Raw genomic sequence first — 22,945 nt, 5'->3', positions numbered from 1 at the left:
CCCCGAGGGGCCGGAACCAAGGGGAGGAACCGCATGAGCCATCGCATCCTGAAAGCCGCCGACCATCGCCGCATGCCGTGGAAGAACGGCCGCGGCGAGACGGTCGAGATCGCCGTCCACCCCGCGGGCGCGGGCCTTGCCGATTTCGGCTGGCGCGTCAGCATGGCCGGCGTGACCGAGGACGGCGATTTCTCGATCTTCCCGCAGATCGACCGCACGCTGGCGGTGCTGATCGGCGCGGGGATCGCGTTGCAGGTGCAGGGGCAGCCCGCCCAGCGGCTGACGCCGGAGAGCGCGCCGCTGGCATTCCCGGCGGATGTGCCGACCTCGGCGCGGCTGCTGGCGGGGCCGATCACCGACCTGAACGTGATGACCCGGCGCGGCGCCTTCACCCACCGGCTGGCGCGGCTGACCCAGGCGGCCGAGGGCGCGCCCGGCTGGCGGCTGTTGCTGGCGACCGCGCCGGTGGTGCTGGATTTCGCCGGCGGGACCGTGGCGCTGGACCAGCTCGATGCGCTGTTCTGCGAAGAGCCGGAGGCCGCGCTGCCGGTCGGTCCCGCGCCGGATGTCTGGCTGATCGAGATCGCCCGCGCCTAGTCCCGACGATTGCCGAGCAGCAGGTCGCGGCCGGCGAAGATGCCGCCGACGCATTCCATCTCGAAGCGCTCCATGTCGCGGCCGCGGATCTCGGCCATGACCTCGTCGACCTCGTCGGGGTCGTCGCCAAGCTGCAGCAGCGCCTCGCGGCCCAGGGCGAAGGCGCTTTCCAGCGTCTCGCGCAGTTGGTAGTCGGCGCCGGCCTCGACCAGTTCGCGCGCATGTTCGCGGTCGAAGGCGCGGGCGATGACCGGGACCAGCGGGAATTCGTGCTTGGCCAGCTCGACGATGCGGGTGGTGGCCTGCCTGTCGCCGGGCACGGCGACGATCAGGCTGGCATTGCCGGCGCCGGCGGCGTGCAGGATGTCCAGCCGCGCCCCGTCGCCATACCAGACCTTGAAGCCGAACTCGTCGGCGTCGCGGATGGTCTGCGGATCGCTTTCGACGATCGAGATGGAATGGCCGCGCGCGATCAGCGGCTGGCTGACGATCTGGCCCATGCGGCCGAAACCGATCATCAGCACCCGCGCTTGCAGCCCCTGCGCCGCCTCGACCCCGTCGAGCGAGGGGGCGGGCTTGGGCGCCAGCCGGTCGTGCAGGATGATCAGCAGCGGCGTCAGCACCATCGAGACGATGACGATGGCGGTCAGGATGGCATTGTCCTGGCCGCTGATGATGCCGAACTGCATGGCGCTGGAATAAAGCACAAAGGCGAACTCGCCGCCCTGCGCCATCAGCACCGCGCGCTCCAGCGCCTCGGCCCGGCTCGCGCGCAGCACCCGGCCGACGGCATAGATCACCAGCATCTTCAAGAGCATGTAGGCCGGCACGCAGATCGCGATCAGCGCCCAGTTGGCGGCGATGACGGTCAGGTCCAGCGCCATGCCGACGCCCAGGAAGAACAGGCCCAGCAGCAGGCCGCGGAACGGCTCGACATCGGCCTCGAGCTGGTGGCGGAAGCTGGATTCGGACAAGAGCACCCCGGCCAGGAAGGCGCCCATCGCCATGGACAGCCCGCCCCATTGCATCAGCAGCCCCGCGCCCAGCACCACCAGCAGCGCGGCGGCGGTCATCACCTCGCGCCCGCCGAAGCGCGCCAGCAGGCCGAACATCGGGTTCAGCAGATAGCGCCCGGCCGCGACCAGCGCGGCGATGCAGCCCAGCCCGATGGCGATGCCGGCCAGGCGCTGGGGCAAGGTCACTTCCTCGCCGCCCGGCGCCAGGAAGGCGACCAGCGCCAGCAGCGGCACGATGGCCAGATCCTCGAACAGCAGGATGGCGATGATGCGCCGGCCCTTGGGCAGGGCGATTTCGCCCCGCTCGGCCAGCATCTGCATGACGATGGCGGTCGAGGTCAGCACGAAGCCGGTCCCCGACACGAAGCTGGCGGCGACCGGAAAACCCAGCGCCAGCCCGACGCAGGTCAGCGCCGCGATGGCCAGCAGCACCTGGGCAAAGCCCAGCACGAAGATCTCGCCCCGCATCGCCCAAAGCCGCGAGGGCTGCATCTCCAGCCCGATCACGAACAGGAACAGCACCACGCCCAGCTCGGCCACATGGATGATCGCCTGCGGGTCGTCGAAGAAGCCCAGGCCGAAGGGCCCGATCGCCAGCCCCGCCGCCAGATAGCCCAGCACCGAGCCCAGCCCCAGCTTGCGAAACAGCGGCACCGCCAGCACCGCGGCCGCCAGCAGCACGACCACCCCCACAAGCGGCATCCCGCCGCCGCCATGCCCCGCCGCCTCGGCGGCGGCCGTCATCTCTGTCGCCATCCGGTCCCCGTTCGCGCTGGTTTCCGGGGGTAAGCCTATACCCGGCGCCCCCGATCACAAAGCGCCGCGCTCAGCGCCAGCCAAGCGCCGGGGCGACATGGGCCAGAACTGCCTCGATCACATGCAGGTTGTAATCGACGCCCAGCTGGTTCGGCACGGTCAGCAGCAGCGTGTCGGCCTCGGCGATGGCCTCGTCCTCGCGCAGATCCTCGACCAGCCGGTCGGGCTCGCCGGTATAGCCGCGGCCGAAGATCGAGCGGGTCTCCTCGATGAAGCCGATCTGGTCGGCCTCCTTGCCGCCATGGCCGAAATACATCCGGTCGCGGTCGTCCATCAGCGGAAAGATCGAGCGGCTGACCGAGACGCGCGGCTCGCGCTCATGCCCCGCCGCCGCCCATGCCTCGCGATAGGCGCGGATCTGCTCGGCCTGCTGGACGTGGAAGGGCTTGCCGTTCTCGTCGGTCTTGAGCGTCGAGCTTTGCAGGTGCATGCCCAGCTGCGCCGCCCAGCGGGCGGTGTCGTTCGAGGCCGCGCCCCACCAGATTCGCTGGCGCAGGCCGGGCGAATGCGGCTCGATCCGCAGCAGGCCGGGCGGGTTGGGGAACATCGGCCGCGGGTTCGGCCGCGCGAAGCCATGCCCCTCGATCACGTTCAGGAACACCTCGGCATGGCGCCGCGCCATGTCGGCGTCGCTTTCGCCCTCGGCCGGGGAGTAGCCGAAATAGCGCCAGCCCTCGATCACCTGCTCGGGCGAGCCGCGCGAGATGCCCAGCTGCAGCCGCCCTTGCGAAATCAGGTCGGCGGCGCCGGCATCCTCGGCCATATACAGCGGGTTTTCATAGCGCATGTCGATGACGGCGGTGCCGATCTCGATACGGCTGGTGCGCGCGCCCACCGCCGCCAGCAGCGGAAAGGGCGAAGCCAGCTGGCGGGCGTAGTGATGGACGCGGAAATAGGCGCCGTCCGCGCCCAGCTGCTCGGCGGCGACGGCCAGCTCGATGGATTGCAGCAGCGTGTCCAGGGCGCTGCGGGTGTGCGAGGCGGGCTCGTCCGACCAATGGCCGAAGGACAGGAAACCGATCTTCTTCACGGGACCACCTTTGGGATTGCGGGTTCCTGGGATATGGGATCGCTGCGGCCCCCACCCCAGCCCGCCTGCCACGAGGGCTGGCGCAATTCCGCCGCCACATGGTCGATGAAGCGGCGCAGCTTGGCGGGCATGGGCAGGACCGGCGGCCAGACCGCGACGATGGGCAGCGGCCTGGTGCCAAAGCCGGGCAGCACCCGTTCCAGCCGCCCGTCGGCCAGCGCCGGCGCGACGATGAAGCCGGGCAGGATGGCCAGCCCCAGCCCCTCGACGGCCATGTCGCGGATCGCCTCGCCATTGTTCATCGACAGCCGCCCCTGCACCAGCGGCGAGACGAAGCGGTCGCGGTCCTGGAACTGCCACAGCTGGCTGTTGGGCAGGTGGCTGTAGCCGATCACCTCATGCTCGCGCAGGTCGGCCAGGGTTTGCGGCCGGCCCTTGCGGTCCAGATAGGCGGGGCTGGCGCAGGCGACGCTGGCGTCCTCGCACAGCTTGCGCTGCATCAGCGCCTTGTCGCGCATCTTGCCGATGCGGATGCCGATGTCGAAGCCCTCGCGCGCCAGGTCGCGGCTGCGGTCGTCGTAGTCGACGCTGATCTCCAGCTCGGGGTTCTGGGCGGCGAAGCGGGCGATGATCGGCCCCAGGTGCAGCACGCCAAAGCTCATCGGCGCGGCGACGGACAGGCTGCCGCGCAGGGGCGCCAGCCCGTCCATGTCCCAGGCGGTGCTTTCGGCCGCCGCGACCAGTTCGGCCAGCGCGGGACGCAGCCGCTCGGCCAGGCGCAGCGCCGCCTCGGTCGGGGTGATGCGCCCGGCATTGCGGCGAAACAGGGCGGCGCCCAACGTCGCCTCCAGGTCGGTGATCCGCTTGCTGACCACCGATTTCGACAGGTTCAGCCGCGCGGCGGCGGCGGTGACGGTGCCCAGTTCCATCACCGTCAGGAAGGTTTCCAGGTCGTTCAGGTCATAGCGCATGGCCCGAGCTTACCCGTTCGTCGGCGCCGAACACAAGGTTCGCAGCCGGCGCCGTGGCGCAAAAGCCGCCCATGGCCGATATTGGTGCCGACAGAAAGGAGGCCCATCATGGAGCTGACCGGAATTCACCACCTGACGGCGATCACCGCCGATGCGCCCGGCAACAAGCGGTTCTATACCGACACGCTGGGGCTGCGGCTGGTCAAGAAGACCGTCAACCAGGACGACACCAGCGCCTATCATCTGTTCTATGCCGACGGGCTGGCACGGCCTGGCACCGACCTGACCTTTTTCGACTGGCCGGCGGCGCGGGAACGGCGCGGGACGCATTCGATCAGCCGCACCGGGCTGCGGGTCGCGGGCGACAGCCTGGACTATTGGGCCGGGCGGCTTCAGGACCGCGGCCTGACCGTGGGGCAGATCGCCCGGATCGACACCCGCGCCAGCCTCGATTTCGAAGACCCCGAGGGCCAGCGTTTCCGCCTGGCCGAGGACGCCGCCGATGCCGTGGCCGCGCCCTGGGAAAAAAGCCCGGTGCCGGCGCAGCACCAGATCCACGGGCTGGGGCCGATCACCATCTCGGTGCCGGAACTGGCCCCGACCGAGGCGGTGCTGACCCATGTCATGGCCATGCGCAAGGTCCGCGACTATGCCAGCCCCGACGGGCACGGCACCGTCCATGTCTACGAAATGGGACAGGGCGGCCCTGCGGCCGAGCTGCATGTGGCGGTCCAGCCCGACCTGCCGGTGGCGCGCCAGGGTGCGGGCGGGGTGCATCACGTCGCCTTCCGCGTGCCCGACAAGCCGGCGATCCACGCCTGGGCCGCCCGGCTTTCCGAGATGCGGGTGCCCAATTCGGGCGAGGTCGAGCGCTATTATTTCCGCTCGCTCTATTTCCGCGAGCCGGGGGGCAACCTGTTCGAGATCGCCAGCGACGATCCCGGCTTCGCCGTGGACGAGCCGCTGGAGAGCCTGGGCGAGACGCTGTCCCTGCCGCCTTTCCTGGAAGGGCAGCGCGCACAGATCGAGGCGCGGCTGAAGCCGCTGGACTGAACCCTGCCGAACCGAACGAAAGGCCGCCGGATCGCTTCGGCGGCCTTTTTCTTGCGCGCAAGAATCCGCCCGCGGCCTTCGGGCCTGTTGCCGCATCGGGGGTTTCGCCCCATGCTCTGCTGCGCGACAGGACGAAAGGGAGCGATACCCCATGAGCCAGCCGGAAACGGACAAGCCCGCCTCGGAACTGATCGACGCACGGATCAAGGAGCTGGGCGACTGGCGCGGCGAGACCTTGGCGCGGCTGCGCGCCCTGATCCACGAGGCCGATCCCGAGGTGGTCGAGGAATGGAAATGGCGCGGCGTGCCGGTCTGGTCGCATGACGGCATCCTCTGCACCGGCGAGACCTACAAGCAGGTGGTCAAGATGACCTTCGCCAAGGGCGCGGCGCTCGAGGATCCGGCGGGCCTGTTCAACGCCAGCCTGGAAGGCAACACCCGCCGCGCCATCGACCTGCGCGAGGGCGAGCGGATCGACGCCGAGGCGCTGAAGGCGCTGATCCGCGCCGCCGTGGCGCTGAACACGGCCAGCAAGAAAAAGGGGCGGTCGAAGTGACCGCCCCGTGAACTGATTAACAAGATAATATCAGGCGGTCTTGGCGCGCTGCGCCATGGTCGCCTCGGCCCACCAATGCAGCTCGTCCAGCATGGCCTCCAGCGCGGGCAGCAGGTTCGCCTCGACCTCGGCCATCTCGCCATTGGCGCCCAGGGGCGAGACCTTGAAGAAATCGCCGCCGCCCAGATGCACGGCGTTGCGCAGCGGCACCATCTGCAATTCGACGGCGATGCCGCGCAGATGCTCGATGGCGCGGGCGGCGCCGACGCCCCCATAGCCCATGGCCGCCGCCGGCTTGCGGTTCCATTCCTTGTAGGCCTGATCCAGCGCATTCTTCAGCGAGCCGCTGACCGAGTGGTTGTATTCCGAGGTCAGGAAGACATAGCCGTCGAACTCGGCCAGCTTCTGCTGCCATTTCACCGCGCGCGCATCCTGCGACGGCACCCAGAGGTTCGAGGCGACCTCGTCGAACAGCGGCAGGTCGTAGTCGCGCAGGTCCACCAGCTCGAAGCTCATGTCCTCGCGCTTCCGGGCGTTTTCCAGCAGCCAGGCGGCGGGCTTGTCGGCAAAGCGCGCCGCGCGGGTCGAGCCGATGATGATGGCGATATGCGGTTTCCGGGTCATGGTCTGGTCCTTCGTCATGGTTTGGCGGGCCGGACGCGGCCCTTCTGGTTGAATGTCGTGGCCTCAAATTGGGCCCTGCGAGGCTTTCGGACAAGCCAACCGAAATCGGAAGCGGCGTTCGGAAATCGGAAACAGGCCGCGCCGGAAGGAAGCAGGCGGGCTTCGCGACCCGCCTGTCCATCTTCTCTGTTCCACAAATACCCATGCGGCAGCGCGGACGGGCGCCGCGCTGCCGGCCTGGGCGTCAGTCGCGGCCCAGCCATTCGCCGGCCAGCGACACGTCCTCGGGCCGCAACTCGTGCCCCGCATCGACGGTCCGCGCCTCCAGCGCCGCGCCGCCGCCCTGCAAGGCGCGCTCCAGCGCCGGGGCCATGCGGGCAAAGGGATCGCGGGCGCCGGTCAGCATCAGCACCCGGCTGCCGGCCAGGGCCTGCGCGTCCAGCGCCGGCGGCGCCTCCAGCACCTGCACGGCGCGGATCAGCACCGCGCGCCCGATCAGGCCGGGATGCAGCTGCAGCACCGCGCCCAGCAGGTTCGCGCCGTTGGAATAACCCAGGTAGACCAGCGCCTCGGGGTCCAGGCCATAGGCCCGCGCGGCTTCGTCGATGAAGCCGGCAAAGGCCTCGGCCTCGGCCCGGACATCCGCCTGATCGTAGGTCACCGCGTCATAGCGGCGGAACCAGCGGTTGATCCCCTCTTCGGTCGAGCGGCCGCGGACGCCCAGCAGCGTGGCGCGGGGCGCGATGCGATGGGCCAGCGGCATCAGATCGGTTTCGTTGCCGCCGGTGCCATGCAGCAGCACGATGGTGCTGCCGTCCGGGTTTTCCGGCCGGTGGAAGCGGTGGATGAAATGCAGATCGCGCATCGGGCTCCTTTCCTCGCCCGGCAGGGCGAATTGCGGCAGGATCACGCGCAGGTCGTCGGCGCGGGCCGCGTCATCGGGCGGGACGAACAGCGTTCGGCCCAGATCCTCGGGCGTCTCGTCCAGGGTGAAGCCGGGCGCGTCGGTGGCATATTCCAGCAGCGTCCCCGCCGGCTCGCGCACATAAAGCGACAGGAAATATTTCCGGTCATGCACGCTGGTTGCATCGGTATCCTGCAACGCCAGCCGCATCCGGCGCAGCGCATCGGCATCCGGCGCGCGAAAGGCGACGTGGTCCAGGATGCCGGTGCCGGGAATGCCCGGAAAGAAGCCGGTGGCGTCGCGGATGTCGACGACATCCGTGTCTGAGGCCATGCGCTGCACCGCGCCCTCGGCCGTGCCGGGGCGATAGCCGAAGCGGGTCAGAAAATCGCGCGTCGCCGCAGGCTGCTCGGTCAGGATGGTGACGCCGCGCAGCCGCGTCGGCGCGATCGGGTCGGGCAGGGGGGCCGTGGCAGGCAGGTCCGCCCCCACCAGCTTGACGATCACGCCGTCGGGGTCTTTCAGCCGCAGCACGGTTTCGCCCCGCTCGCGCAGCGGCCCCTCGACCGGCACGCGGGCGGTCATGGCGCGGGTCAGCCAGTCGCCGATGCTGTCGGGCGGCACGGCCAGCGCGATCTCGGCGACCTGGCCATGGCCGACCCGGCCCCTTGCCCCGTCCTCCCACACCAGGAAGGTGACGAGCGAGCCGGGCGAGCCGAGCGCGTCGCCATAGAACAGGTGCAATTGCTCGGCATCCTCGAAGCCGCCGGTGCGCTTGACCAGGCGCAGGCCCAGGAAGCCGGCGTAGAAATCGACATTGGCCTGGACCCGGCGGGTGATGCCGGTGACGTGATGGATGCCACTGGGCATGGCTTTCCCCTTTATGCGCCCTCTTCGCGGGCCAGGACGGTCTGCACGGCCGGATCGGCCGCGATGCGGTCATGCAGGGCCTGCACATTGGCCCAGCCCTGGGTGCCCTCGGGCAGCAGCTTCCCGGCCCAACGCAGCATCGGAAAGGCATAGGCGTCGATCACCGAGCGGCGGCCCAGGATCCAGTCGCGGCCGTCCAGATGCGCGTCCAGCAGCGCCAGCCGCTTGCGGACCAGCTTGCGCGCGGCCTCTTGCACCGCTTCGCGGTCGGCCTCATCGCGGCGGGTGGTATAGCGCTGCGGCGTGAACAGCGGGAAGAAGGCCGGATGCAGGTCGCCGGTGAAGAAGCTCGACCAGCGGTCGAGTTCCGCCTGCGCCCGCAACTCGTCGCCGCCGGCCAGGTCGGCCTCGGGATGCTTGCGGGCCAGGTGGTGCAGGATCGCGCCCGCCTGGGTCAGGATCCAGCCGTCATCCTCGCGCAGCACAGGCACGGCGCCGGCCGGGTTCACCGCCATCAGTTCCGCCGAGCCGAATTCGACCGCCACCGCCTCGTAGGGCGCTTGGGTCCATTCCAGCACGATATGGGGCGCGAGCGAGCAGGCGCCGGCATGGTAGAACAGGGTGGGCATGGGATCCTCCGTCTTGCGATGCGTCCAAGATAGCGTCGCGCCGCGTTTCCCCAACCGGCAAAGGCTGGAACGCGGCGTTCTGCATCATCGAACGCGCCGGGGCGGGGATCGGTTCAGGCGCTATGCGCGCCCTTGGCCAGGTCCGCGACGAAGGACAGGATCTCGGGCACCGGGCGGCCCTCGCCGATCAGCTTGACGATGGCCGAGCCCACCACGCAGCCGTCGGCCACGCCCGCCACCGCCTGCGCAGCCTCGGGCGTCGAGATGCCGAAGCCGACCACGACCGGCAGCCCGGCGCTGGCGCGGATCCGGGCGACCTCGGGCGCGACCTCGGCCGCGTTCGCCGCGGGGCCGCCGGTGATGCCTGTGACCGAGACGTAATAGACGAAGCCGCTGGTGTTCTGCACCACGGCGGGCAGGCGCCGGTCGTCGGTGGTCGGCGTCGCCAGGCGGATGAAGTTCAGCCCGGCCTCGCGCGCCGGCAGGCACAGCTCGGCATCTTCCTCGGGCGGCAGGTCCACCACGATCAGCCCGTCCACCCCGGCCTCGACCGCCTCGGCGATAAAGCGGTCCACGCCGCCCTTGCGGGCATAGATCGGGTTGTAATAGCCCATCAGCACGATGGGCGTGGCGTCGTCCTGGGCGCGAAAGGCGCGCACCATGTCCAGCACGCGGGTCACGCTGCCGCCCGCCGCCAGCGCGCGCTGGCCCGCCGCCTGGATCGTGGCGCCGTCCGCCATCGGGTCGGTGAAGGGCATGCCCAGCTCGATGATGTCCACTCCCGCGCCGGGCAGGCCGCGCATGATCTGCAGCGAGGTGTCGAAATCCGGGTCGCAGCCCATCATATAGGCGACGAAGGCCTTGCCGCCGGTTTCGGCCAGCCGCGCGAAAGTGTCGTCGATTCTGCTCATGCGCCCCGTTCCCTCATGGTCCGCCCAGCCCTAGCCCGGCTTGAGGGGCAAGATCAACGGCCCGCCACTGGACTTGCGCGTCATCGCCCCATAATAAGCGCGGAAATCCGGGAAAAGGGGTGCATCATGGGCTTTCGCATGGGGATCGTCGGCCTGCCGAACGTGGGCAAATCGACGCTGTTCAACGCGCTGACGAAAACCGCCGCCGCGCAGGCCGCGAACTTTCCCTTCTGCACCATCGAGCCGAACGTGGGCGAGGTCGCCGTGCCCGATCCGCGGCTGGACAGGCTGGCCGAGATCGCGGGGTCCAAGCAGATCATCCCGACCCGCATCACCTTCGTCGACATCGCCGGCCTGGTGAAGGGCGCCAGCAAGGGCGAGGGGCTGGGCAACCAGTTCCTGGCCAATATCCGCGAGGTCGATGCCATCGCCCATGTGCTGCGCTGCTTCGAGGATGGCGACGTCACCCATGTCGAGGGCCGCGTCGACCCCATCGCCGACGCCGAGACCATCGAGACCGAGCTGATGATCGCCGACCTGGAATCCGTCGAGCGCCGGCTGGCCAATATCCAGCGCAAGCTGAAGGGCGGCGACAAGGAGGCGGTGGCGCAGGAAAAGCTGCTGAAAGCCGCGCAGGCGGCGCTGGAATCCGGCCGCCCCGCCCGCACCGTCGAGGTCGCGGACGAGGATCGCAAGGCCTGGGACATGCTGCAACTGCTGACCGCCAAGCCGGTGCTGTTCGTCTGCAACGTCGAAGAGGACAAGGCCGCCAGCGGCAACAGCCAGTCCGAGCGCGTGGCCCGGATGGCGGCCGAACAGGGCGCCGGCCATGTGGTGATTTCCGCCAAGATCGAGGAGGAGATCAGCCAGCTTCCGCCCGAGGAGGCCGGCATGTTCCTCGAGGAGATGGGCCTGCACGAGGCTGGCCTGGATCGCCTGATCCGCGAGGGCTACAAGCTGCTGGGCCTCGATACCTATTTCACCGTCGGCCCCAAGGAGGCGCGCGCCTGGACCATCCACAAGGGCACGCTGGCCCCGCAGGCGGCGGGCGTGATCCACGGCGATTTCGAGCGCGGCTTCATCCGCGCCGAGACCATCGCCTATGACGACTATGTCACCTGCAAGGGCGAGGCCGGCGCGCGCGAGGCCGGCAAGTTCCGCGTCGAGGGCAAGTCCTATGTGGTGCAGGACGGCGACGTGCTGCATTTCCTGTTCAACGCCTGACCGGCAGCCTTGTCCTCACCTTCCGCGTCGCATCCTGGCCGCGGGTATGGCCGGGCGCATCGTCCTTCTGCTCCCGAGGCGGAGGATGCAGGGCCTTGGCGCGGGCTGCCGGGGCCGCGCCGGTCTGCAGGCTGACGCCCCGCCCTGTCTCGCACCTTTTCCCGGACCGCGCCGGCCTGCTGGCGGCGCCGATCGCCCTCGCCGGCCTGCACCGGGTTTTGCTCGCGGCCCGGCGCCTGGCCCCGACCGTCCGGGCGGGGCGGATTTGGTCGACCGGAGCGACGGACGCATCGCCTCCGCGGCCCGTGCGGCAGGGCACCCGGCGCCGTTCGCGGCCCGCTGCGGAGAATTTTGCGTGAAACGCCCCTTCCATGCGATTTGCCCTTGTTTTTCCCGCCTCTGCCCTGCTAGACCGCGCGGCGGAGACGTGGCCGAGTGGTCGAAGGCACACCCCTGCTAAGTCTTTCATGCTCGATTACATGTTATTGATTTATCTTGAGAATCACTTACGGCTCGGATCCTGTGTACACTTTTTGCACCACTCTGGTTTGCTAGGTATTGCCAAACCGCCTATGATCCGAGATCAAGACAGCAGTTTTTGAGAATGGGTGGAAACCTTGAGCTGGGCTCCGGTGCAACAGCGACACGCGATCGAGCGAGTTCGTTTTGACATAGCATTCGCTGAGCAGATACCTCAGCGCGTTATAGACGCCGTACAGCGGAAATTCGAAGAGCGACGAGAGCAGCTACGGTTCGGACCAGTTCAGCCGGCCGAGTTCCACCAAGTTAGTTTCCAGGTCGGGACGCCCTCGTCAGTTTTGCAGAAGGCTGGTGGTTGGCAATCGTTACGAGACGCTTCGACAGGGACAGTCGAGGCGCTGATCGTGAACCAGGCGGGGCTTGCGTACGAATCCACAGACTATCGAACCTGGGAGATGGCCCTGCGCCGATTCATATCCGTAGCTGAGTTCGGGGTCGACCAGTTTGCAGCCGTAGTGGACTTTCGTGCGCTTGCGCTCGACTATACCGACCGGTTCATTTTTCAGGGCGTTCCGGTAGAGGCGAGTCCTGAGGAGATACTCGACCTAGATCTCCTTGCGTCTGTGAGCGAGGGAGCGCGGAAGGGGCTTTACACTTGGCATGTTCATCGTGGTTGGTTTGATCGCTTGGACGGAAGAACCATACTGATGAACCAGAACGTGGATGCGGTCGATGGGAAGACCCACACCGGCTCCGACGTTCGTAGCATCCAGATCTACACTAGAGCGGAGTTCCGGCCGGAGCCCAACCAATTCGTCACGTCAGACCTTGAAGCAATCTTCGACCAACTCCATACTTTGTGTAACGAGCACTTTTCCTCGATCATCAGCGAAAGCGCTCGTTCGATGGTCGGCATGAGGAGTAATGGGAGTGGCACTCATGCTTAGAACGGTTAGCGCGACCTGCAGCGCCCTTGCGTTTGTTCCTGGCGCCGTCCTTCACGCAAAGGATGCGCAGTCCTTTGATCGTTTGGCCTATGTCGTCGCTGCTGAAGAAAGTTGCTCTTCTTACGGAAGCAACGAGCGCGGCGTTAGGGAAACGGTAACCCGGCCTACCCATAAGTTGGATTTTTCCGCGGAGTTCGGGACCAGCGCGATGGCGCAGGATCCAATCATTTCGAGCGCCGGCAGTTGGGCAGATGACGCGGTTCGCGCATCTGACTGGGTTATAGCAGAGCAGCGGCTGCGGGAGGTGTCTCAGCTAGAGCATGGTTGGTACGGCGACGGGTCTCGTGCCGCTACGATTTCGGCGAAATTGGGCGCGGCGGCTCTATTGTGCGAGCTTGAGCAAGCGTTACCGGAAGGACCCGCGCCTTTGGTTAGTATGGACACTGACGGGTATATCGTTTTCTCTTGGAAGAGAGGGCTGTTGGTGGGGAGTCTGTCGGTCTTCGACTATGATACGTTCGCTTATTATGTCGAACAAGGAGAAGGAAATTTTGCTAGCAATGGCGAAGCACAGTTGAGCAAGGGTTTGCCCGCCGATTTGGTGCAGATTCTGACGACTTAAGAGACGGCAAGTGTTGGTTTCTGATGAGGATCGGGTTCTGCGCCTTCTGTGGCACCCGTTGCACTTTCACGATGGCGAAGTGAGTTCGGCAGCATTCGACCGTTCGGATCTGCTAGGGAAACCTGATAGAAACGAGGTCGCCCGATACATTAGCGTTGACCAAGAAGCGCGTATCTCGAAGGCCTCTGTTGATTGGCGGATTGAATATCAAACCCGCCAAGGCTTGAATGCTGATTTGCTTGAAAAGCGAAAGATCCCGAAATTTGGCGGATTTCTCGTCAGCAACCTGCGTAGATGTACATGCGCCGAGAATAATAGATTATTTGAGATCACACACGAACCAATAGAGGCCAATGAAGAGATAGGTATGCCCGCCAATCCAGCGCATTGTGGCGTTAAGCCATTGTATTCAAATAGAATCAACGAAATGCCTCGCGCGACACAAAACAGTCTGGTTGAGCGCATGCGTTCGGAGTTGCTAAAGGCGTTGGACAGTGTCCTTGAGTATACCGACGTTTTCCCAGATCGGGTTTAAGTGAGAAGATTGTCTCTATTTAGCCTGGTCATTTCTTATCATGTCCGCATCGATTCTCCTCACGTGTCCCGCATGATCTTGATTTTCTTCCCGAAATCATCGGGCAATGCAGCGTCATGCACGGCGTTTGCACGAAAGTCCCATCCGTGCTCGAACAGCCGACGCGGCAGGTCTGCGGGCGCGAGCTTGGTGTAGCCGATCGCCATATCCGGCTTGCGCCAGCCGCCGCGTTCCATCAGTAGGATCAGGTCACGGTTGACCGCATAGTGCCAGGTCGCAAAGGTGTGGCGCAGCGTGTGCGGGGTCACATCCTCGCCGAGTCCTGCTGCATCCCGCGCCTTGTCGAATGCGCCCTTGATCTGACCGCCGAGGCGCGATCCGCTGGAATTGGTGAGGCGATAGGGCTTGCCCTTCGGCGTGCGAAACACCGCGCCGGCCTCGGGTAGTCCGCTGGCGACCATGATGCGGCGCGTCCTGGCGGGATATTGCACCATCTTGCCGTCGCCGTTCTTGGTCACGCCGACATAGGCCTCGCAGGTGTCGAGATGCAGGTGCTGCACGGTCAGCCCCAATGCCTCGCCGGTCCGGCAGCCCGTCCCGAGCAGGAACGCCACGATTGGCAGGAGCCGCCTGTCGCAGGCCGCCAGCAGGGCCTCGACCTCCTCCGGTGTCAACCAGCGCAACCGGGTTCTGGGCTCCTTGCGCCGCCTGAACCTGCGATCTGGGACCTTTCCGTCCTCGGCTGCCAGCCGGTAGACGGCGCTGATCGGTGTGATGAGCTGCCGGTTGATCGTCGCCGGGCCCGCATCCGGGTAGAGCGCGGCCGCCGTGCGGCTGACCGCATCGTTGTCGGTATCGACCAGGCGCCAGCGCGGGCCGAAATGCTTGATGATCCGCGCCAGATACTTCCCCTCGCCGCCCGATTCCATATAGGCCAGCGCGGCCTCGGCGAAGGTATAGGTTACGGCCTTGCCATATGCACGACGTTCGATGATCTCGGCTTCGCGGCGCGCGCGGAGGATTTCCGCCTGGCGCTTGTCGCCAATTCGAGTGCTTTCGTAAACGCGCTGTCCAGCGACGGTGCCGCGGATATACCAGATTTCACCACGCTTGATGAGCTTGAGAGGCATTTCTGTTCACCGATCAGGAAGGCGTCCAGAAGGTCTCTGGGCCGGTAAAGGATTCTGACGCGGCCGCGCGCGGCCACCCGCGCCAGCCTGCCCTCATGATAGGCCCTGTCAAGGCCCGTGCGGCTGGTGAATATCTTCCTGCGCCGCAGGAACTCCAGCGCCTCGTCTGTCGTGAGGAGATCTTCGCAAGGTGGGTCCGCCATCACGCCATCCTCCTGATCTGATCAAGGGCGTATCCGCCCCATTGCTCGGCGCAGGCGCGGGCGATGCCCTCGAAGGTCCTGCTGCGGATTTTCCATCGGTCGGGGCCCGGGCTCGCGCGGTGGATCGCCGACCATGCCTTGTGCCGCTCCGGCTCGGTCGCGGCCTTGGGCGGGATCAGCCGCTTCGTGGCGGTCAGCGGCGGCAGGCCGCGCAGGTAGAAGCCCGTCGCCTTGAAGGCCGGCTCGCCAAACCACCACGGCTGGACGATCTGGGGCTTGGGCAGGTCCGCGGGCATCCGGGCGCGGCCGTGCTTGTGCATGACGGGATTCTCGACCGCCACGCGGGAAACCGGGGCCTGCCAGCATGCTGCGAACAACTCGGCGCCTTCGTCCAGCAGCCGCCACATGATGGCCAGCCGCGCCTCGCGCGACAGGATCGACCACGCCGCCCTCTCGGCCGGGGTCGCGTCGCTGGGCGGGTTCTTAGGCGGTTCGGATAGCCATCGCACGCCGCTGTTGCACAGGCGCGTGCAGGGCGGGTGGCAAACGATCAGCAGGTCCCAGCCATAGTCGAGGTAGTCCCGCACGTCGCCGATGATGTGATGGTTGCTGCCGTCCTCGGCCGGCAGGCGGTCAACGGATGTGGCATCATGCCCGAGGGCGGCGAAGGCGCGGCGCATGGCGCCCGAGGTCTCGCACAGGACGCCGACACGGAGGGGAGTCGTCATGCCAAGCCCTCCGAAGCCCCGCCGCCGGCTAAGCTGTCAATGATCAGGGGGAGGTGTGGGTGAAAGGTCATGCTGCATACCCCGCGCGCGGCGCGTTGTCGGCGATCATGTCGATCATGCGCAGGCCCTCGGTGACCTCGGCATCCAGGCTGATCATGCCATAGCTGGAAGTCGCCCGGTTCAGGTTCGTCCGGCCAAGCTTCACCGCCTCGGCCGGATCATCGCAGTCTCCGGCCAGCATGAGAACCATGGCCTCGGATGCAATATCCTCTCGCCACTCAACCGACATTTTATCCGGCAGGAGCGCCCATATCTGTGCATAGATCGTTTCGGTCCTGACCTTGGCGCGCAGTTCCGCCAGCCCCGATCCGGGCTCTGGAGCCTTGGATGCCGCATTCAGCGCATGCCATTTGCGGTAGTAGGCGCGATAATGTTCCGGGTTGCGCTGACGGCAGCGCCGTTTCGTGGCGTTGATTTTTTCCCGATTATTTTCTCGGTATCTCTTTTGCCTTGCCCGATGCTTCTCCATCAGTTCCGGGTTCGCCCGAAGCTTCTCCATGTATCGCTTATAAGCTTCCCGTCGCTTCTCCGGGTCTCTTGTGGCGCAGTAGGCCCTGTTCCGCTCCAGAATCGCCGCCCATTCTTCGGGTGTGCAATCCGCTTTGCGCTTCGTCGCCACTAGACCACCTCCCCATTAACGGGCTTCTCCCCCTCCGCGGTCGGCGGAAACCCCGTACCGCGCATCCATTCCCATTCGTCGTCGGAGCCGAGGTATTCGACCCATTCACCCTCGCCGCGCACCTGGCCGGCGCCGGGCTGCTTGATCCAGCGGTCAGCCATGGGCGCCTCCTTTCAGGGCGCGCAGGGCGGCGACAGCAGCCTGATATTCGGGAGTTTCCTCGGCTTTCCAGAAGCCAGCATCGCCGCTATCAGCGATCTCTTTGTAGGCTTCCATCAGGCCAGACAGCGCCACCGCGACCGTCTCGGTGGGCTGGGGCGGGTGGGCGAAAAAGGGCCTATGCTCACCGGGCCAGTTAGCCCTGTCCTCGTCAGTCCAGCAGGACGGGGCCATAACCCACTTGCTATGATACCGGACCTGCCATGCCACCGGCATCGCTGCTTGCTCGGTCGGGGTTGCGGCCTGCGGGGCTGGCGTCAGGGCGGCGAATGCCTCGTCCATCTCCTTGATCGCGGCTCCGGGAATTGGGCTTTCATCGAGCAGCATTTCACGCCATCGCGGCCACAGCGCCCGCACCTGCTGGCCCGAGGCGCGGCCGTCACGCTCCCCAGCCTCATACCCCGCACTGAACGCGGCGCATTCTGCCATGTCGGCGTCCCGGTTGTCGGCGCGCCACGGCGCCTCCTCGGCCGGTCCCTGCCAGGTGCTGCGGCCGATCTCGACGGATACGATGGGGCTGGCCTCGCGGATCAGCTTATCCAGCCGAGCGAGAACTGTCGGCGCTGCAAGCGCCGGATCGAGCGCGCGGGCCTCTGCGGCGGTGATGATCGCCGCCCAGCCGTCATTCCCGCGGTCAGCCATGGAAAGCCCCCGCCGCGTCGGCGCGGTCGATCCAGAGCATGTCGAGCCGGCCGCGCAGTTCCTCGCGCTCGCCGTCCGTTTTCAGATGGTGGCGCTTGCAAAGCCGGTTCACGGCCTTTGCGATCAGCGCTTCGCGGTCGCCCCAGCCGAAAAGCGCGGCCTGGTCTTGCACGGCCCGCCAGATCGTGTCGTTGGTCAGTTTCATGTGCTGTCCTCTTGCTGATCGGTCGGGATGCCGGCCCGCGCGGGGCCGGTCACCGGAGCGATCAGAGGTTGTCGGAAAAGCCCGGCGCGTAGCTGTCGAGTTCGGCCAGCAGGTTCTTGTAGATGCCGGGGGCCGCATCACGCATGGACGCTATGGGTCCGGCCCACAGTTCCATGACCTGCTGCGGGGTTGCGCCGTCCAGCAGCTCGCCGCCGATCCGATCCAGCAGGGCCTGGTATTCGGACAGATCGACCTCGGGCCTTTCGTCGCCGGCGTCTGCCGGGGCTTCCTTCCGCGCCGCCCGGCGTGCAGCCGGCTTGCGTTCCGGTTGCTTCTCCGCCTCAAGCTCCAGCTCGGGCTTGGGCTTCTCCAGCGCGGCCGGGCCGCCTGTGACCTCCCCGGTTTCAGGATCGACCGTTTCGCCGTCCTCGGCCTCGTCGTCGGAATCGGTTTCGCCCTCGATGGCGACGCCGGCCGTCGGGTCCATGGCGAAGGCACGATAGTCGGCGCGGGCCTCGTCCACCTGCACAGCGTCGATGAACTCGACCGATAGCGGCAGGTATTTCGACAGCGCCCGGATGGCGGTTTTCTTCGCCATCTCGTCCAGATGCTTCGTCCATGGGCTGTCTGCCAGCTTTCCGAACCGCTTGGCCGATTGGTATCCCTGCGATCCGTCCCTGATCCTGATGACGTGTTCCCAAGGCAGCACGACATAGGCATGCCCGCCGTCCTTGAACTTGGCGATCGCATAGGCGTGCAGCTTCTCGCCTTTCTGCGGGCCGGGCCGGTGACGAAGTTGCGCCTCGGTGCCTTCCTCGTATATCCACAACTCGTCGTCGGAATAGTGGATGTTGGCCGACAGGCTGGTGATGTGGCCCGAGCGGCGGGCAAGGTCGATCAGGCCCTTGTAGCCCACCACAAGCTGAACCTCGGTCACGCCCTTTTTCTTGTTGTCGAAGGGGATGAGATAGGCATGGCCGAGGATGGTGTTCGGCTCCAGCCCCAGCGCCGCGCACTGCATCAGCGCCCCGAGGAAAGACATGGGTTCGCATTGGCCCAGCTTGGGCGTCGTGCGGATGGCGTTGGCCACCACCCGCATCATGCGTTCCGGGTTCATGTGTTTCGCCGCCACCATGCCCAGCTGATCGCGGGCCTGCTGGTTCATCAGCAGGTGACGCACGTCCGGCACCTGCCGCAGCGGCGTTTTCAGCAGGGCGCCGCTCATTCCTCGCCCTCCGCCCCATCCTCGGCCGTGTCGGCGCCTTCTTCGGGCTCCGGCTCGACCTTGCGCAGGATCGGCTTGCAGTCGAAGGCCGGCGGTTCCTCGCGGATGCCAACGACCGTCACGACGGTTTCGCCGCGGGTGGTTTCGACCGCAGACCGGTCGCCGATCTCGACCGGCTCGCTGTCGTTGCGGTAGGTGTAGGCTCGCAAGTCCGCTTCCCGGAACTTGCATTCGACAAACTGCGGATGGCTCATGCGGCCTTCTCCTCTTTGATGAGACGGAATCCTTGGGGGGCGACCTTGTCGCCGGTCTGGGCGCGCACCTCGGCCGAGGCCAGGCGCTCGATCAGCGCGATCACCTCGGGATGGTAGCGGTAATAGGCCAGCGCCGGGCCGCGTTGCTCGACCTCGCAGCGCCATGTGGTGCGCAAGGCCATGGTGCGGCCAGCGCCGGTGGCGGAACCCGCGCGGGCGGCGACGGGCTTGGCCGCCGCCTTCTCGGCGTCCTCGGCCTCTTTCAGCGCCTCCTCGGCCGCCACCTGCCCGGCGATGTCATTCCGTGCCGCTGCCTCGGCCGCCAGCCGCTCTGCTTCCTCGCGCTCCAGCCGGATGCGCTCCTGTTCGGCGCGGCGCGCGGCTTCCTCGGCCTCGCGCATCTTCTTCAGCCAGGCGGTCTGCATCGCCTTGACGGTATCGGTCGCGCGCTCGACCGTTTTCAGCAGAGGGGCGAAGGCGGCCTGAACCGCCTTGGCGGCCTCGTCGTGCGGGGCCTTCGCGGCCTTCCGGGCCTCGTCCACCACCTTGTAGACCTTGCGGGCGCCGGCCACGAAATCCGAGGCGCGCTCGGCGCGGTCCTGGCTGTCGATCTCGCCCAGATCGGCCCATTCGCCGGCGGCCAGCGCGAAATCATCGACCTTCGCCTTGACCGCGGCGAATGCCTCGGGATCGAACGCCGGAGGGCCATTGTGGCCGCGCGGCGGCAGGTTGGTCATGTCGTTCATGGTCTCATAGCTCCTTGGGACAGATCGAGCCGGGCCATCGTCGCGGCCATGGCGGGGATGTCGGTCTGACGCTGGCGCAGCGCATCGAACTCGGCGCGCGTGATGGGCGTCAGGAAAATCCAGATCCGCGCCGGGTCGCGGCGCATGCCGTCGACCTCGCAGCGCAGGATCTCAGGCGCGGTCAGTTCGCCGGTTTCGGCGTCGATCTCGCGTTCGCACCAGATGCGCACCGCGACCCAGGGGCCGCCCTTGACCAGCCTCGTCTTATACCAGCCGCATTCGGCCAAACCCTCGTGCCGGGGCAGGCTGGGGTCGGCCAGCGCCGCCCGGTGCCAGGCGTGCAGCTGGGCCATGGGGGTGGGCTGACGGATCATGCTCAGATCTCACCGCGGATTACTTCGGCTTCGCCGCGCCATTCCTCGGCCAGCTCGCTCGCCTGGTCCGCCAGCATGTCGGCCAGCCGCTCCAGTTCGCGATCATCCCAGACCGTGCGTTCCGCATCGGCCATGATTTCAAGGATTTCCCGGCGCGGCCCCTCGACCCCGCAGGTATGGGCCGCGACCGTCAGCGCGATCTGGCGCTGCCAGATCAGCGAGGACTGGCCCTTGCCGAGACCATCGGTCGGCTGCGCATGGCGATCGCACACGACCTTGACGAAATCGCGCATCGCACCCGCCACTTCAGCGGGTTTCTCGGCGCGGATCAGCAGGGCAGAGAGGCGCGAGACCAGCGCGGTATCGGATTCGTGCATCATTTCCAGACCTCCTGATGATTGGGGTTTTCGGAGATGGCGACCCAGCCCGCGTCGCGGGCCTGGGCGGCGGTGGGCGCGGCGAAGTCCTGCGCGGCCTGCCAGTCGATATGGCCGATCAGCCAGACCAGCAGCGCGGCGCCCAGCGTGATCGCGACCCCGGCCAGCATGGACAGGGCGAGCGCGATGGCTGTGCCGCTGCAGAAATCTCGGTCCGGGGTTCGCATAGGCTTCTCCTGGAAATTCGGAAAAAGCGACCCCGGCCCGCGAATGCGGGTTGCTGCGGAACCGGGGTCAGGTGAAGCAGAGCGCAGGCGCTCCGGCAGGGATCTTGGGTAGGGCTCTAGGCCCGTCGTTCGTTCAGCTGCCGCTTCGAAGCGGCCAAAAGCTCTCTGATTTCTGCGGCAAGAGGCGTGTTCCCGATGGAAGGCGCCTCGTCCAAGACGCGCCGACACAGATCGAGCGCGCGAAGGTAGTCCGCCATCATCACCGGCATGCCGCCGGCGAAGGTAGGTGGCATGATGTCAATGGCGTTCATCTTCACCCCCGAGACTTGAGAGTGGCACACTCATGCCCGGTCAGTGCGAAGCAATCCACCGGCCGATCCGCGTTAGCGGTCCATGCCCGGCAGGCGAACGCGCCGATGCAGAAGAACAGCACAGCAACGGCGGCCAGGATGATCATCGTAGCTGCGGCGGCGCCTTCATTGCGGTCGTCATAGGAGTGACAGGTCATCGGGGCGTCTCCATCGGGGCAGGGGCTCATGTGTCGCCCTGCGGTATGGAGAAAGGTTTACACACAGAAAACAAACCGCGCAAGCAAAAAGTTTACCATCAGAAAACAATGGATCGAATCTCCGATTCGCCTGTGCTACGCTGCCACTACCGGCGCGGTGCCGATGGAGGTGATCGAGATGAACGACAGTGACGAAAAAGCCCCGCGCGAGGCGGGGCAGATCGGCGGCTTAAGCAATGATCCTGCTGACGTGTTTACGACTTCGCCCTTCTCCGAAGCTCAGACGCGATGGCTTCAAGAACGTCTGCAAGAGCTTCGTCGGCAAGTCGTTCAAGAGAGCGCAACGGCTGTTCAGCGTGCTCTCCGGCAATCAAGGTCGTCGCTTTGATTCCCGCTGACAGATGGTCGGGAAGGCCCTCTATCGAGTATGAAGCATCAAGCTGGCAAAACAGGTGTTCCGGCGCTTCTATGTCGGAGTTTTCATCTCGCCACGCCGCGACGCGGCCGATGTTCACGGGGTGGATATGGATGTCTTTCACAGGTTTTCTCCGTCATCAACAGGTTGTGGTGGCCGGATGATGGAGGCGCGCCGGGGCTGATGTCGAGTCCCGGTGCATCGTATTTCGCCCGATGCGGGTGGCAGCAAAAAGCCCCGCCGGAGCGGGGCTGGGGTTAGGTGTCAGCTAGTTGAGTGCTGGATGCTGCAGTTCTTCCCTGATGCGCTCAACTGCACTGTCATCCTCTCCGGCATAAATTGCCCAAGCGTCCAACCTGTTGACTGCTCTTAAACGCGTCTTTGCGGTTCCAGATTGCTCCTTTTCCAAGAGGGCCGCTACTCTCGGCCTTCCCGGAAGCCCCTTTGTCTCGGATTTCAACAGCATTGCCTCGAACAACGGAACGTCACTCTGCACCAGATATAGCGCAACTGGAGCAACCCCCGGAGAGCGCAGGACAACATCAGCACGGAGATCTTTGACGCGATCATCTGGAACCCCGTCAATCTCCATGGTTACCCCTTCAGGAAGTGACGCTTCCAGCTTGGCTTTGACATCTTCCTTGAACGTGCTTCGAACTCGCTCATGCGTCCAAAGCGCCAGGTCAGCGACCCGAGAGATCGTCGAAAAAAAACGCACTGCTGCGGCCGGAACTTCGGGCGCCTTAAGCATCGCTGAGTGGATCTCCAAGCCTTCCTCATCAAGAAAGAGGCCGCCTGAAGTGATAATGGCAGACAGCGCGTCCCGCCGCTGTGGTGAGTGGATGTCGTAGCCAGAAGATACAACCATAGGCAGTATCCATCCACCGTCATCTAGCCGCCACAAACCATTCGCATCCGGCCCAATGGCGTAGACCCCTGCGGGATCGCCGTTTGCCTGAAACATGGTGCTGCTGATGCCAAGACCGCCGGGGATCTCGTGCACAGAAATGCTATCGCAGAAAGCGTGGCAGATTTCCTGTTTCACAGCATGTCACCGATCTGGCCCTTCTCTTCCAGGCCGAAGGCCTTCACCACGAAGGTTATAGCCCATGCTTCGAATCCCGTCACTCGCTTTGAACCGAAATCCTGCGTATGGCCGCAACCCCGCCTGCGCATGTCCGGAAAGCTTACCACTCCTTGAAAGAATGGCCTTTTGCATTGATAATGC

At 66.0% G+C, this 22,945-nt stretch carries 30 protein-coding genes; 7 read left to right on the top strand and 23 right to left on the bottom strand.

Annotated features, from left to right (window positions below; translation table 11 throughout):
• Positions 1–33: 33 nt before the first annotated feature.
• Entirely contained in the window at positions 34–597 is a 564-nt protein-coding gene (locus E3U25_RS19165) for a HutD/Ves family protein (protein WP_116221850.1), read from the top strand.
• On the opposite strand, the gene E3U25_RS19160 is transcribed toward E3U25_RS19165, so the two are convergent.
• The 3 genes from E3U25_RS19160 to E3U25_RS19150 form a co-directional block, all read right to left on the bottom strand.
• Complete coding sequence (locus tag E3U25_RS19160) at positions 594–2,369, bottom strand: monovalent cation:proton antiporter-2 (CPA2) family protein (RefSeq protein ID WP_114535186.1); 1,776 nt, start codon at positions 2,367–2,369, stop codon at positions 594–596. The two genes, E3U25_RS19165 and E3U25_RS19160, sit on opposite strands and share 4 nt — an antisense overlap.
• A 70-nt stretch (positions 2,370–2,439) precedes the next feature.
• A complete protein-coding gene (locus tag E3U25_RS19155) occupies positions 2,440–3,459 on the bottom strand; it encodes an LLM class flavin-dependent oxidoreductase (protein WP_116221851.1) in 1,020 nt (339 codons plus the stop codon).
• The gene (locus E3U25_RS19150) at positions 3,456–4,430 is read right to left on the bottom strand and encodes a LysR family transcriptional regulator (RefSeq protein WP_036749926.1); all 975 of its coding nucleotides are present in this window, start codon (positions 4,428–4,430) and stop codon (positions 3,456–3,458) included. The genes E3U25_RS19155 and E3U25_RS19150 overlap by 4 nt, the downstream gene beginning before the upstream one ends.
• A 108-nt stretch (positions 4,431–4,538) precedes the next feature.
• Here E3U25_RS19150 and E3U25_RS19145 point away from each other — a divergent pair, with 108 nt between their 5' ends.
• Complete coding sequence (locus E3U25_RS19145; protein ID WP_116221852.1) at positions 4,539–5,483, top strand: ring-cleaving dioxygenase; 945 nt, start codon at positions 4,539–4,541, stop codon at positions 5,481–5,483.
• A 151-nt stretch (positions 5,484–5,634) separates the two neighbouring features.
• On the top strand, positions 5,635–6,039 hold the full coding sequence (locus E3U25_RS19140) for a DUF1801 domain-containing protein (protein WP_116221853.1): 405 nt from the start codon (positions 5,635–5,637) through the stop codon (positions 6,037–6,039).
• A 30-nt stretch (positions 6,040–6,069) separates the two neighbouring features.
• On the opposite strand, the gene E3U25_RS19135 is transcribed toward E3U25_RS19140, so the two are convergent.
• From E3U25_RS19135 to trpA, 4 genes are all read right to left on the bottom strand, one after another.
• Positions 6,070–6,663, bottom strand: a complete 594-nt coding sequence (locus E3U25_RS19135) for an NADPH-dependent FMN reductase (protein WP_116222414.1) — start codon at positions 6,661–6,663, stop codon at positions 6,070–6,072.
• 244 nt (positions 6,664–6,907) lie between these two features.
• A complete protein-coding gene (locus E3U25_RS19130) occupies positions 6,908–8,437 on the bottom strand; it encodes a VOC family protein (RefSeq protein WP_116221854.1) in 1,530 nt (509 codons plus the stop codon).
• A gap of 11 nt (positions 8,438–8,448) precedes the next feature.
• Positions 8,449–9,066, bottom strand: coding sequence for a glutathione S-transferase family protein (locus tag E3U25_RS19125; RefSeq protein ID WP_116221855.1), 618 nt, complete (start codon positions 9,064–9,066; stop codon positions 8,449–8,451).
• A gap of 113 nt (positions 9,067–9,179) precedes the next feature.
• On the bottom strand, positions 9,180–9,977 hold the full coding sequence (gene trpA / locus E3U25_RS19120) for a tryptophan synthase subunit alpha (protein WP_116221856.1): 798 nt from the start codon (positions 9,975–9,977) through the stop codon (positions 9,180–9,182).
• Positions 9,978–10,103: 126 nt separating this feature from the next.
• On the opposite strand from trpA, the gene ychF reads away from it, so the two are divergent.
• From ychF to E3U25_RS19100, 4 genes are all read left to right on the top strand, one after another.
• Entirely contained in the window at positions 10,104–11,201 is a 1,098-nt protein-coding gene (ychF, locus tag E3U25_RS19115) for a redox-regulated ATPase YchF (RefSeq protein WP_036749941.1), read from the top strand.
• A 608-nt stretch (positions 11,202–11,809) separates the two neighbouring features.
• Complete coding sequence (locus tag E3U25_RS19110) at positions 11,810–12,628, top strand: TIGR04255 family protein (RefSeq protein ID WP_116221858.1); 819 nt, start codon at positions 11,810–11,812, stop codon at positions 12,626–12,628.
• Positions 12,612–13,250 (top strand): hypothetical protein, encoded by a 639-nt coding sequence (locus E3U25_RS19105; protein WP_147304500.1) that lies wholly within the window; start codon positions 12,612–12,614, stop codon positions 13,248–13,250. The genes E3U25_RS19110 and E3U25_RS19105 overlap by 17 nt, the downstream gene beginning before the upstream one ends.
• Before the next feature lie 10 nt (positions 13,251–13,260).
• The gene (locus tag E3U25_RS19100; RefSeq protein WP_147304501.1) at positions 13,261–13,785 is read left to right on the top strand and encodes a hypothetical protein; all 525 of its coding nucleotides are present in this window, start codon (positions 13,261–13,263) and stop codon (positions 13,783–13,785) included.
• A 59-nt stretch (positions 13,786–13,844) separates the two neighbouring features.
• Here the strand turns inward: E3U25_RS19100 and E3U25_RS19095 are convergent, their stop codons facing one another.
• The 16 genes from E3U25_RS19095 to E3U25_RS19020 all read right to left on the bottom strand — a co-directional run bounded on the left by E3U25_RS19095 (position 13,845) and on the right by E3U25_RS19020 (position 22,762).
• Positions 13,845–14,915: a tyrosine-type recombinase/integrase gene (locus E3U25_RS19095; protein ID WP_116221860.1), complete on the bottom strand. Its 1,071-nt coding sequence runs from the start codon at positions 14,913–14,915 to the stop codon at positions 13,845–13,847.
• Positions 14,916–15,117: 202 nt separating this feature from the next.
• Positions 15,118–15,846, bottom strand: a complete 729-nt coding sequence (locus tag E3U25_RS19090) for a hypothetical protein (RefSeq protein WP_116221861.1) — start codon at positions 15,844–15,846, stop codon at positions 15,118–15,120.
• A 67-nt stretch (positions 15,847–15,913) separates the two neighbouring features.
• Positions 15,914–16,405, bottom strand: a complete 492-nt coding sequence (locus E3U25_RS19085; RefSeq protein ID WP_116221862.1) for a hypothetical protein — start codon at positions 16,403–16,405, stop codon at positions 15,914–15,916.
• A 119-nt stretch (positions 16,406–16,524) separates the two neighbouring features.
• A complete protein-coding gene (locus E3U25_RS19080; RefSeq protein WP_166435516.1) occupies positions 16,525–16,686 on the bottom strand; it encodes a hypothetical protein in 162 nt (53 codons plus the stop codon).
• A complete protein-coding gene (locus E3U25_RS19075) occupies positions 16,679–17,386 on the bottom strand; it encodes a hypothetical protein (protein ID WP_116221863.1) in 708 nt (235 codons plus the stop codon). Before E3U25_RS19075 ends, E3U25_RS19080 begins: the two co-directional genes overlap by 8 nt.
• Positions 17,379–17,591 carry a hypothetical protein gene (locus tag E3U25_RS19070; protein ID WP_116221864.1) on the bottom strand — a complete coding sequence of 71 codons (213 nt, stop codon included), beginning with the start codon at positions 17,589–17,591 and terminating at the stop codon, positions 17,379–17,381. The genes E3U25_RS19075 and E3U25_RS19070 overlap by 8 nt, the downstream gene beginning before the upstream one ends.
• 61 nt (positions 17,592–17,652) lie before the next feature.
• Positions 17,653–18,816, bottom strand: coding sequence for a recombinase RecT (locus tag E3U25_RS19065; RefSeq protein ID WP_166435517.1), 1,164 nt, complete (start codon positions 18,814–18,816; stop codon positions 17,653–17,655).
• Complete coding sequence (locus E3U25_RS19060) at positions 18,813–19,070, bottom strand: hypothetical protein (protein WP_166435518.1); 258 nt, start codon at positions 19,068–19,070, stop codon at positions 18,813–18,815. The genes E3U25_RS19065 and E3U25_RS19060 overlap by 4 nt, the downstream gene beginning before the upstream one ends.
• Positions 19,067–19,816, bottom strand: coding sequence for a hypothetical protein (locus E3U25_RS19055; protein ID WP_116221866.1), 750 nt, complete (start codon positions 19,814–19,816; stop codon positions 19,067–19,069). Before E3U25_RS19055 ends, E3U25_RS19060 begins: the two co-directional genes overlap by 4 nt.
• On the bottom strand, positions 19,813–20,190 hold the full coding sequence (locus E3U25_RS19050; protein WP_116221867.1) for a hypothetical protein: 378 nt from the start codon (positions 20,188–20,190) through the stop codon (positions 19,813–19,815). The genes E3U25_RS19055 and E3U25_RS19050 overlap by 4 nt, the downstream gene beginning before the upstream one ends.
• A gap of 2 nt (positions 20,191–20,192) precedes the next feature.
• On the bottom strand, positions 20,193–20,570 hold the full coding sequence (locus E3U25_RS19045) for a hypothetical protein (RefSeq protein ID WP_116221868.1): 378 nt from the start codon (positions 20,568–20,570) through the stop codon (positions 20,193–20,195).
• Positions 20,567–20,794, bottom strand: coding sequence for a hypothetical protein (locus tag E3U25_RS19040; RefSeq protein WP_072462805.1), 228 nt, complete (start codon positions 20,792–20,794; stop codon positions 20,567–20,569). The genes E3U25_RS19045 and E3U25_RS19040 overlap by 4 nt, the downstream gene beginning before the upstream one ends.
• A gap of 116 nt (positions 20,795–20,910) precedes the next feature.
• Positions 20,911–21,105, bottom strand: coding sequence for a hypothetical protein (locus E3U25_RS19035; protein ID WP_116221869.1), 195 nt, complete (start codon positions 21,103–21,105; stop codon positions 20,911–20,913).
• Between the two features lie 2 nt (positions 21,106–21,107).
• Entirely contained in the window at positions 21,108–21,302 is a 195-nt protein-coding gene (locus E3U25_RS19030; RefSeq protein WP_147304502.1) for a hypothetical protein, read from the bottom strand.
• Between the two features lie 254 nt (positions 21,303–21,556).
• Positions 21,557–21,841, bottom strand: a complete 285-nt coding sequence (locus E3U25_RS19025; protein ID WP_147304503.1) for a hypothetical protein — start codon at positions 21,839–21,841, stop codon at positions 21,557–21,559.
• A 144-nt stretch (positions 21,842–21,985) separates the two neighbouring features.
• Positions 21,986–22,762 (bottom strand): DUF1828 domain-containing protein, encoded by a 777-nt coding sequence (locus E3U25_RS19020; RefSeq protein ID WP_281029287.1) that lies wholly within the window; start codon positions 22,760–22,762, stop codon positions 21,986–21,988.
• Between the last annotated feature and the right edge of the window lie 183 nt (positions 22,763–22,945).

Source organism: Paracoccus versutus (genome assembly GCF_029909795.1).
Lineage (GTDB): Bacteria > Pseudomonadota > Alphaproteobacteria > Rhodobacterales > Rhodobacteraceae > Paracoccus > Paracoccus versutus.
This window is presented reverse-complemented; position numbering and strand designations above follow the sequence as displayed.

What these genes read in the sequence shown, in the direction of transcription:
- E3U25_RS19165 (WP_116221850.1), top strand. Translation starts at nt 34, where the DNA reads ATGAGCCATCGCATCCTGAAAGCCGCCGACCATCGCCGCATGCCGTGG.
- E3U25_RS19160 (WP_114535186.1), bottom strand. Translation starts at nt 2,369, where the DNA reads ATGGCGACAGAGATGACGGCCGCCGCCGAGGCGGCGGGGCATGGCGGC.
- E3U25_RS19150 (WP_036749926.1), bottom strand. Translation starts at nt 4,430, where the DNA reads ATGCGCTATGACCTGAACGACCTGGAAACCTTCCTGACGGTGATGGAA.
- E3U25_RS19145 (WP_116221852.1), top strand. Translation starts at nt 4,539, where the DNA reads ATGGAGCTGACCGGAATTCACCACCTGACGGCGATCACCGCCGATGCG.
- E3U25_RS19140 (WP_116221853.1), top strand. Translation starts at nt 5,635, where the DNA reads ATGAGCCAGCCGGAAACGGACAAGCCCGCCTCGGAACTGATCGACGCA.
- E3U25_RS19135 (WP_116222414.1), bottom strand. Translation starts at nt 6,663, where the DNA reads ATGACCCGGAAACCGCATATCGCCATCATCATCGGCTCGACCCGCGCG.
- E3U25_RS19130 (WP_116221854.1), bottom strand. Translation starts at nt 8,437, where the DNA reads ATGCCCAGTGGCATCCATCACGTCACCGGCATCACCCGCCGGGTCCAG.
- E3U25_RS19125 (WP_116221855.1), bottom strand. Translation starts at nt 9,066, where the DNA reads ATGCCCACCCTGTTCTACCATGCCGGCGCCTGCTCGCTCGCGCCCCAT.
- trpA (WP_116221856.1), bottom strand. Translation starts at nt 9,977, where the DNA reads ATGAGCAGAATCGACGACACTTTCGCGCGGCTGGCCGAAACCGGCGGC.
- ychF (WP_036749941.1), top strand. Translation starts at nt 10,104, where the DNA reads ATGGGCTTTCGCATGGGGATCGTCGGCCTGCCGAACGTGGGCAAATCG.
- E3U25_RS19095 (WP_116221860.1), bottom strand. Translation starts at nt 14,915, where the DNA reads ATGCCTCTCAAGCTCATCAAGCGTGGTGAAATCTGGTATATCCGCGGC.
- E3U25_RS19090 (WP_116221861.1), bottom strand. Translation starts at nt 15,846, where the DNA reads ATGACGACTCCCCTCCGTGTCGGCGTCCTGTGCGAGACCTCGGGCGCC.
- E3U25_RS19085 (WP_116221862.1), bottom strand. Translation starts at nt 16,405, where the DNA reads ATGGAGAAGCTTCGGGCGAACCCGGAACTGATGGAGAAGCATCGGGCA.
- E3U25_RS19080 (WP_166435516.1), bottom strand. Translation starts at nt 16,686, where the DNA reads ATGGCTGACCGCTGGATCAAGCAGCCCGGCGCCGGCCAGGTGCGCGGC.
- E3U25_RS19075 (WP_116221863.1), bottom strand. Translation starts at nt 17,386, where the DNA reads ATGGCTGACCGCGGGAATGACGGCTGGGCGGCGATCATCACCGCCGCA.
- E3U25_RS19070 (WP_116221864.1), bottom strand. Translation starts at nt 17,591, where the DNA reads ATGAAACTGACCAACGACACGATCTGGCGGGCCGTGCAAGACCAGGCC.
- E3U25_RS19065 (WP_166435517.1), bottom strand. Translation starts at nt 18,816, where the DNA reads ATGAGCGGCGCCCTGCTGAAAACGCCGCTGCGGCAGGTGCCGGACGTG.
- E3U25_RS19060 (WP_166435518.1), bottom strand. Translation starts at nt 19,070, where the DNA reads ATGAGCCATCCGCAGTTTGTCGAATGCAAGTTCCGGGAAGCGGACTTG.
- E3U25_RS19055 (WP_116221866.1), bottom strand. Translation starts at nt 19,816, where the DNA reads ATGAACGACATGACCAACCTGCCGCCGCGCGGCCACAATGGCCCTCCG.
- E3U25_RS19050 (WP_116221867.1), bottom strand. Translation starts at nt 20,190, where the DNA reads ATGATCCGTCAGCCCACCCCCATGGCCCAGCTGCACGCCTGGCACCGG.
- E3U25_RS19045 (WP_116221868.1), bottom strand. Translation starts at nt 20,570, where the DNA reads ATGATGCACGAATCCGATACCGCGCTGGTCTCGCGCCTCTCTGCCCTG.
- E3U25_RS19040 (WP_072462805.1), bottom strand. Translation starts at nt 20,794, where the DNA reads ATGCGAACCCCGGACCGAGATTTCTGCAGCGGCACAGCCATCGCGCTC.
- E3U25_RS19035 (WP_116221869.1), bottom strand. Translation starts at nt 21,105, where the DNA reads ATGAACGCCATTGACATCATGCCACCTACCTTCGCCGGCGGCATGCCG.
- E3U25_RS19030 (WP_147304502.1), bottom strand. Translation starts at nt 21,302, where the DNA reads ATGACCTGTCACTCCTATGACGACCGCAATGAAGGCGCCGCCGCAGCT.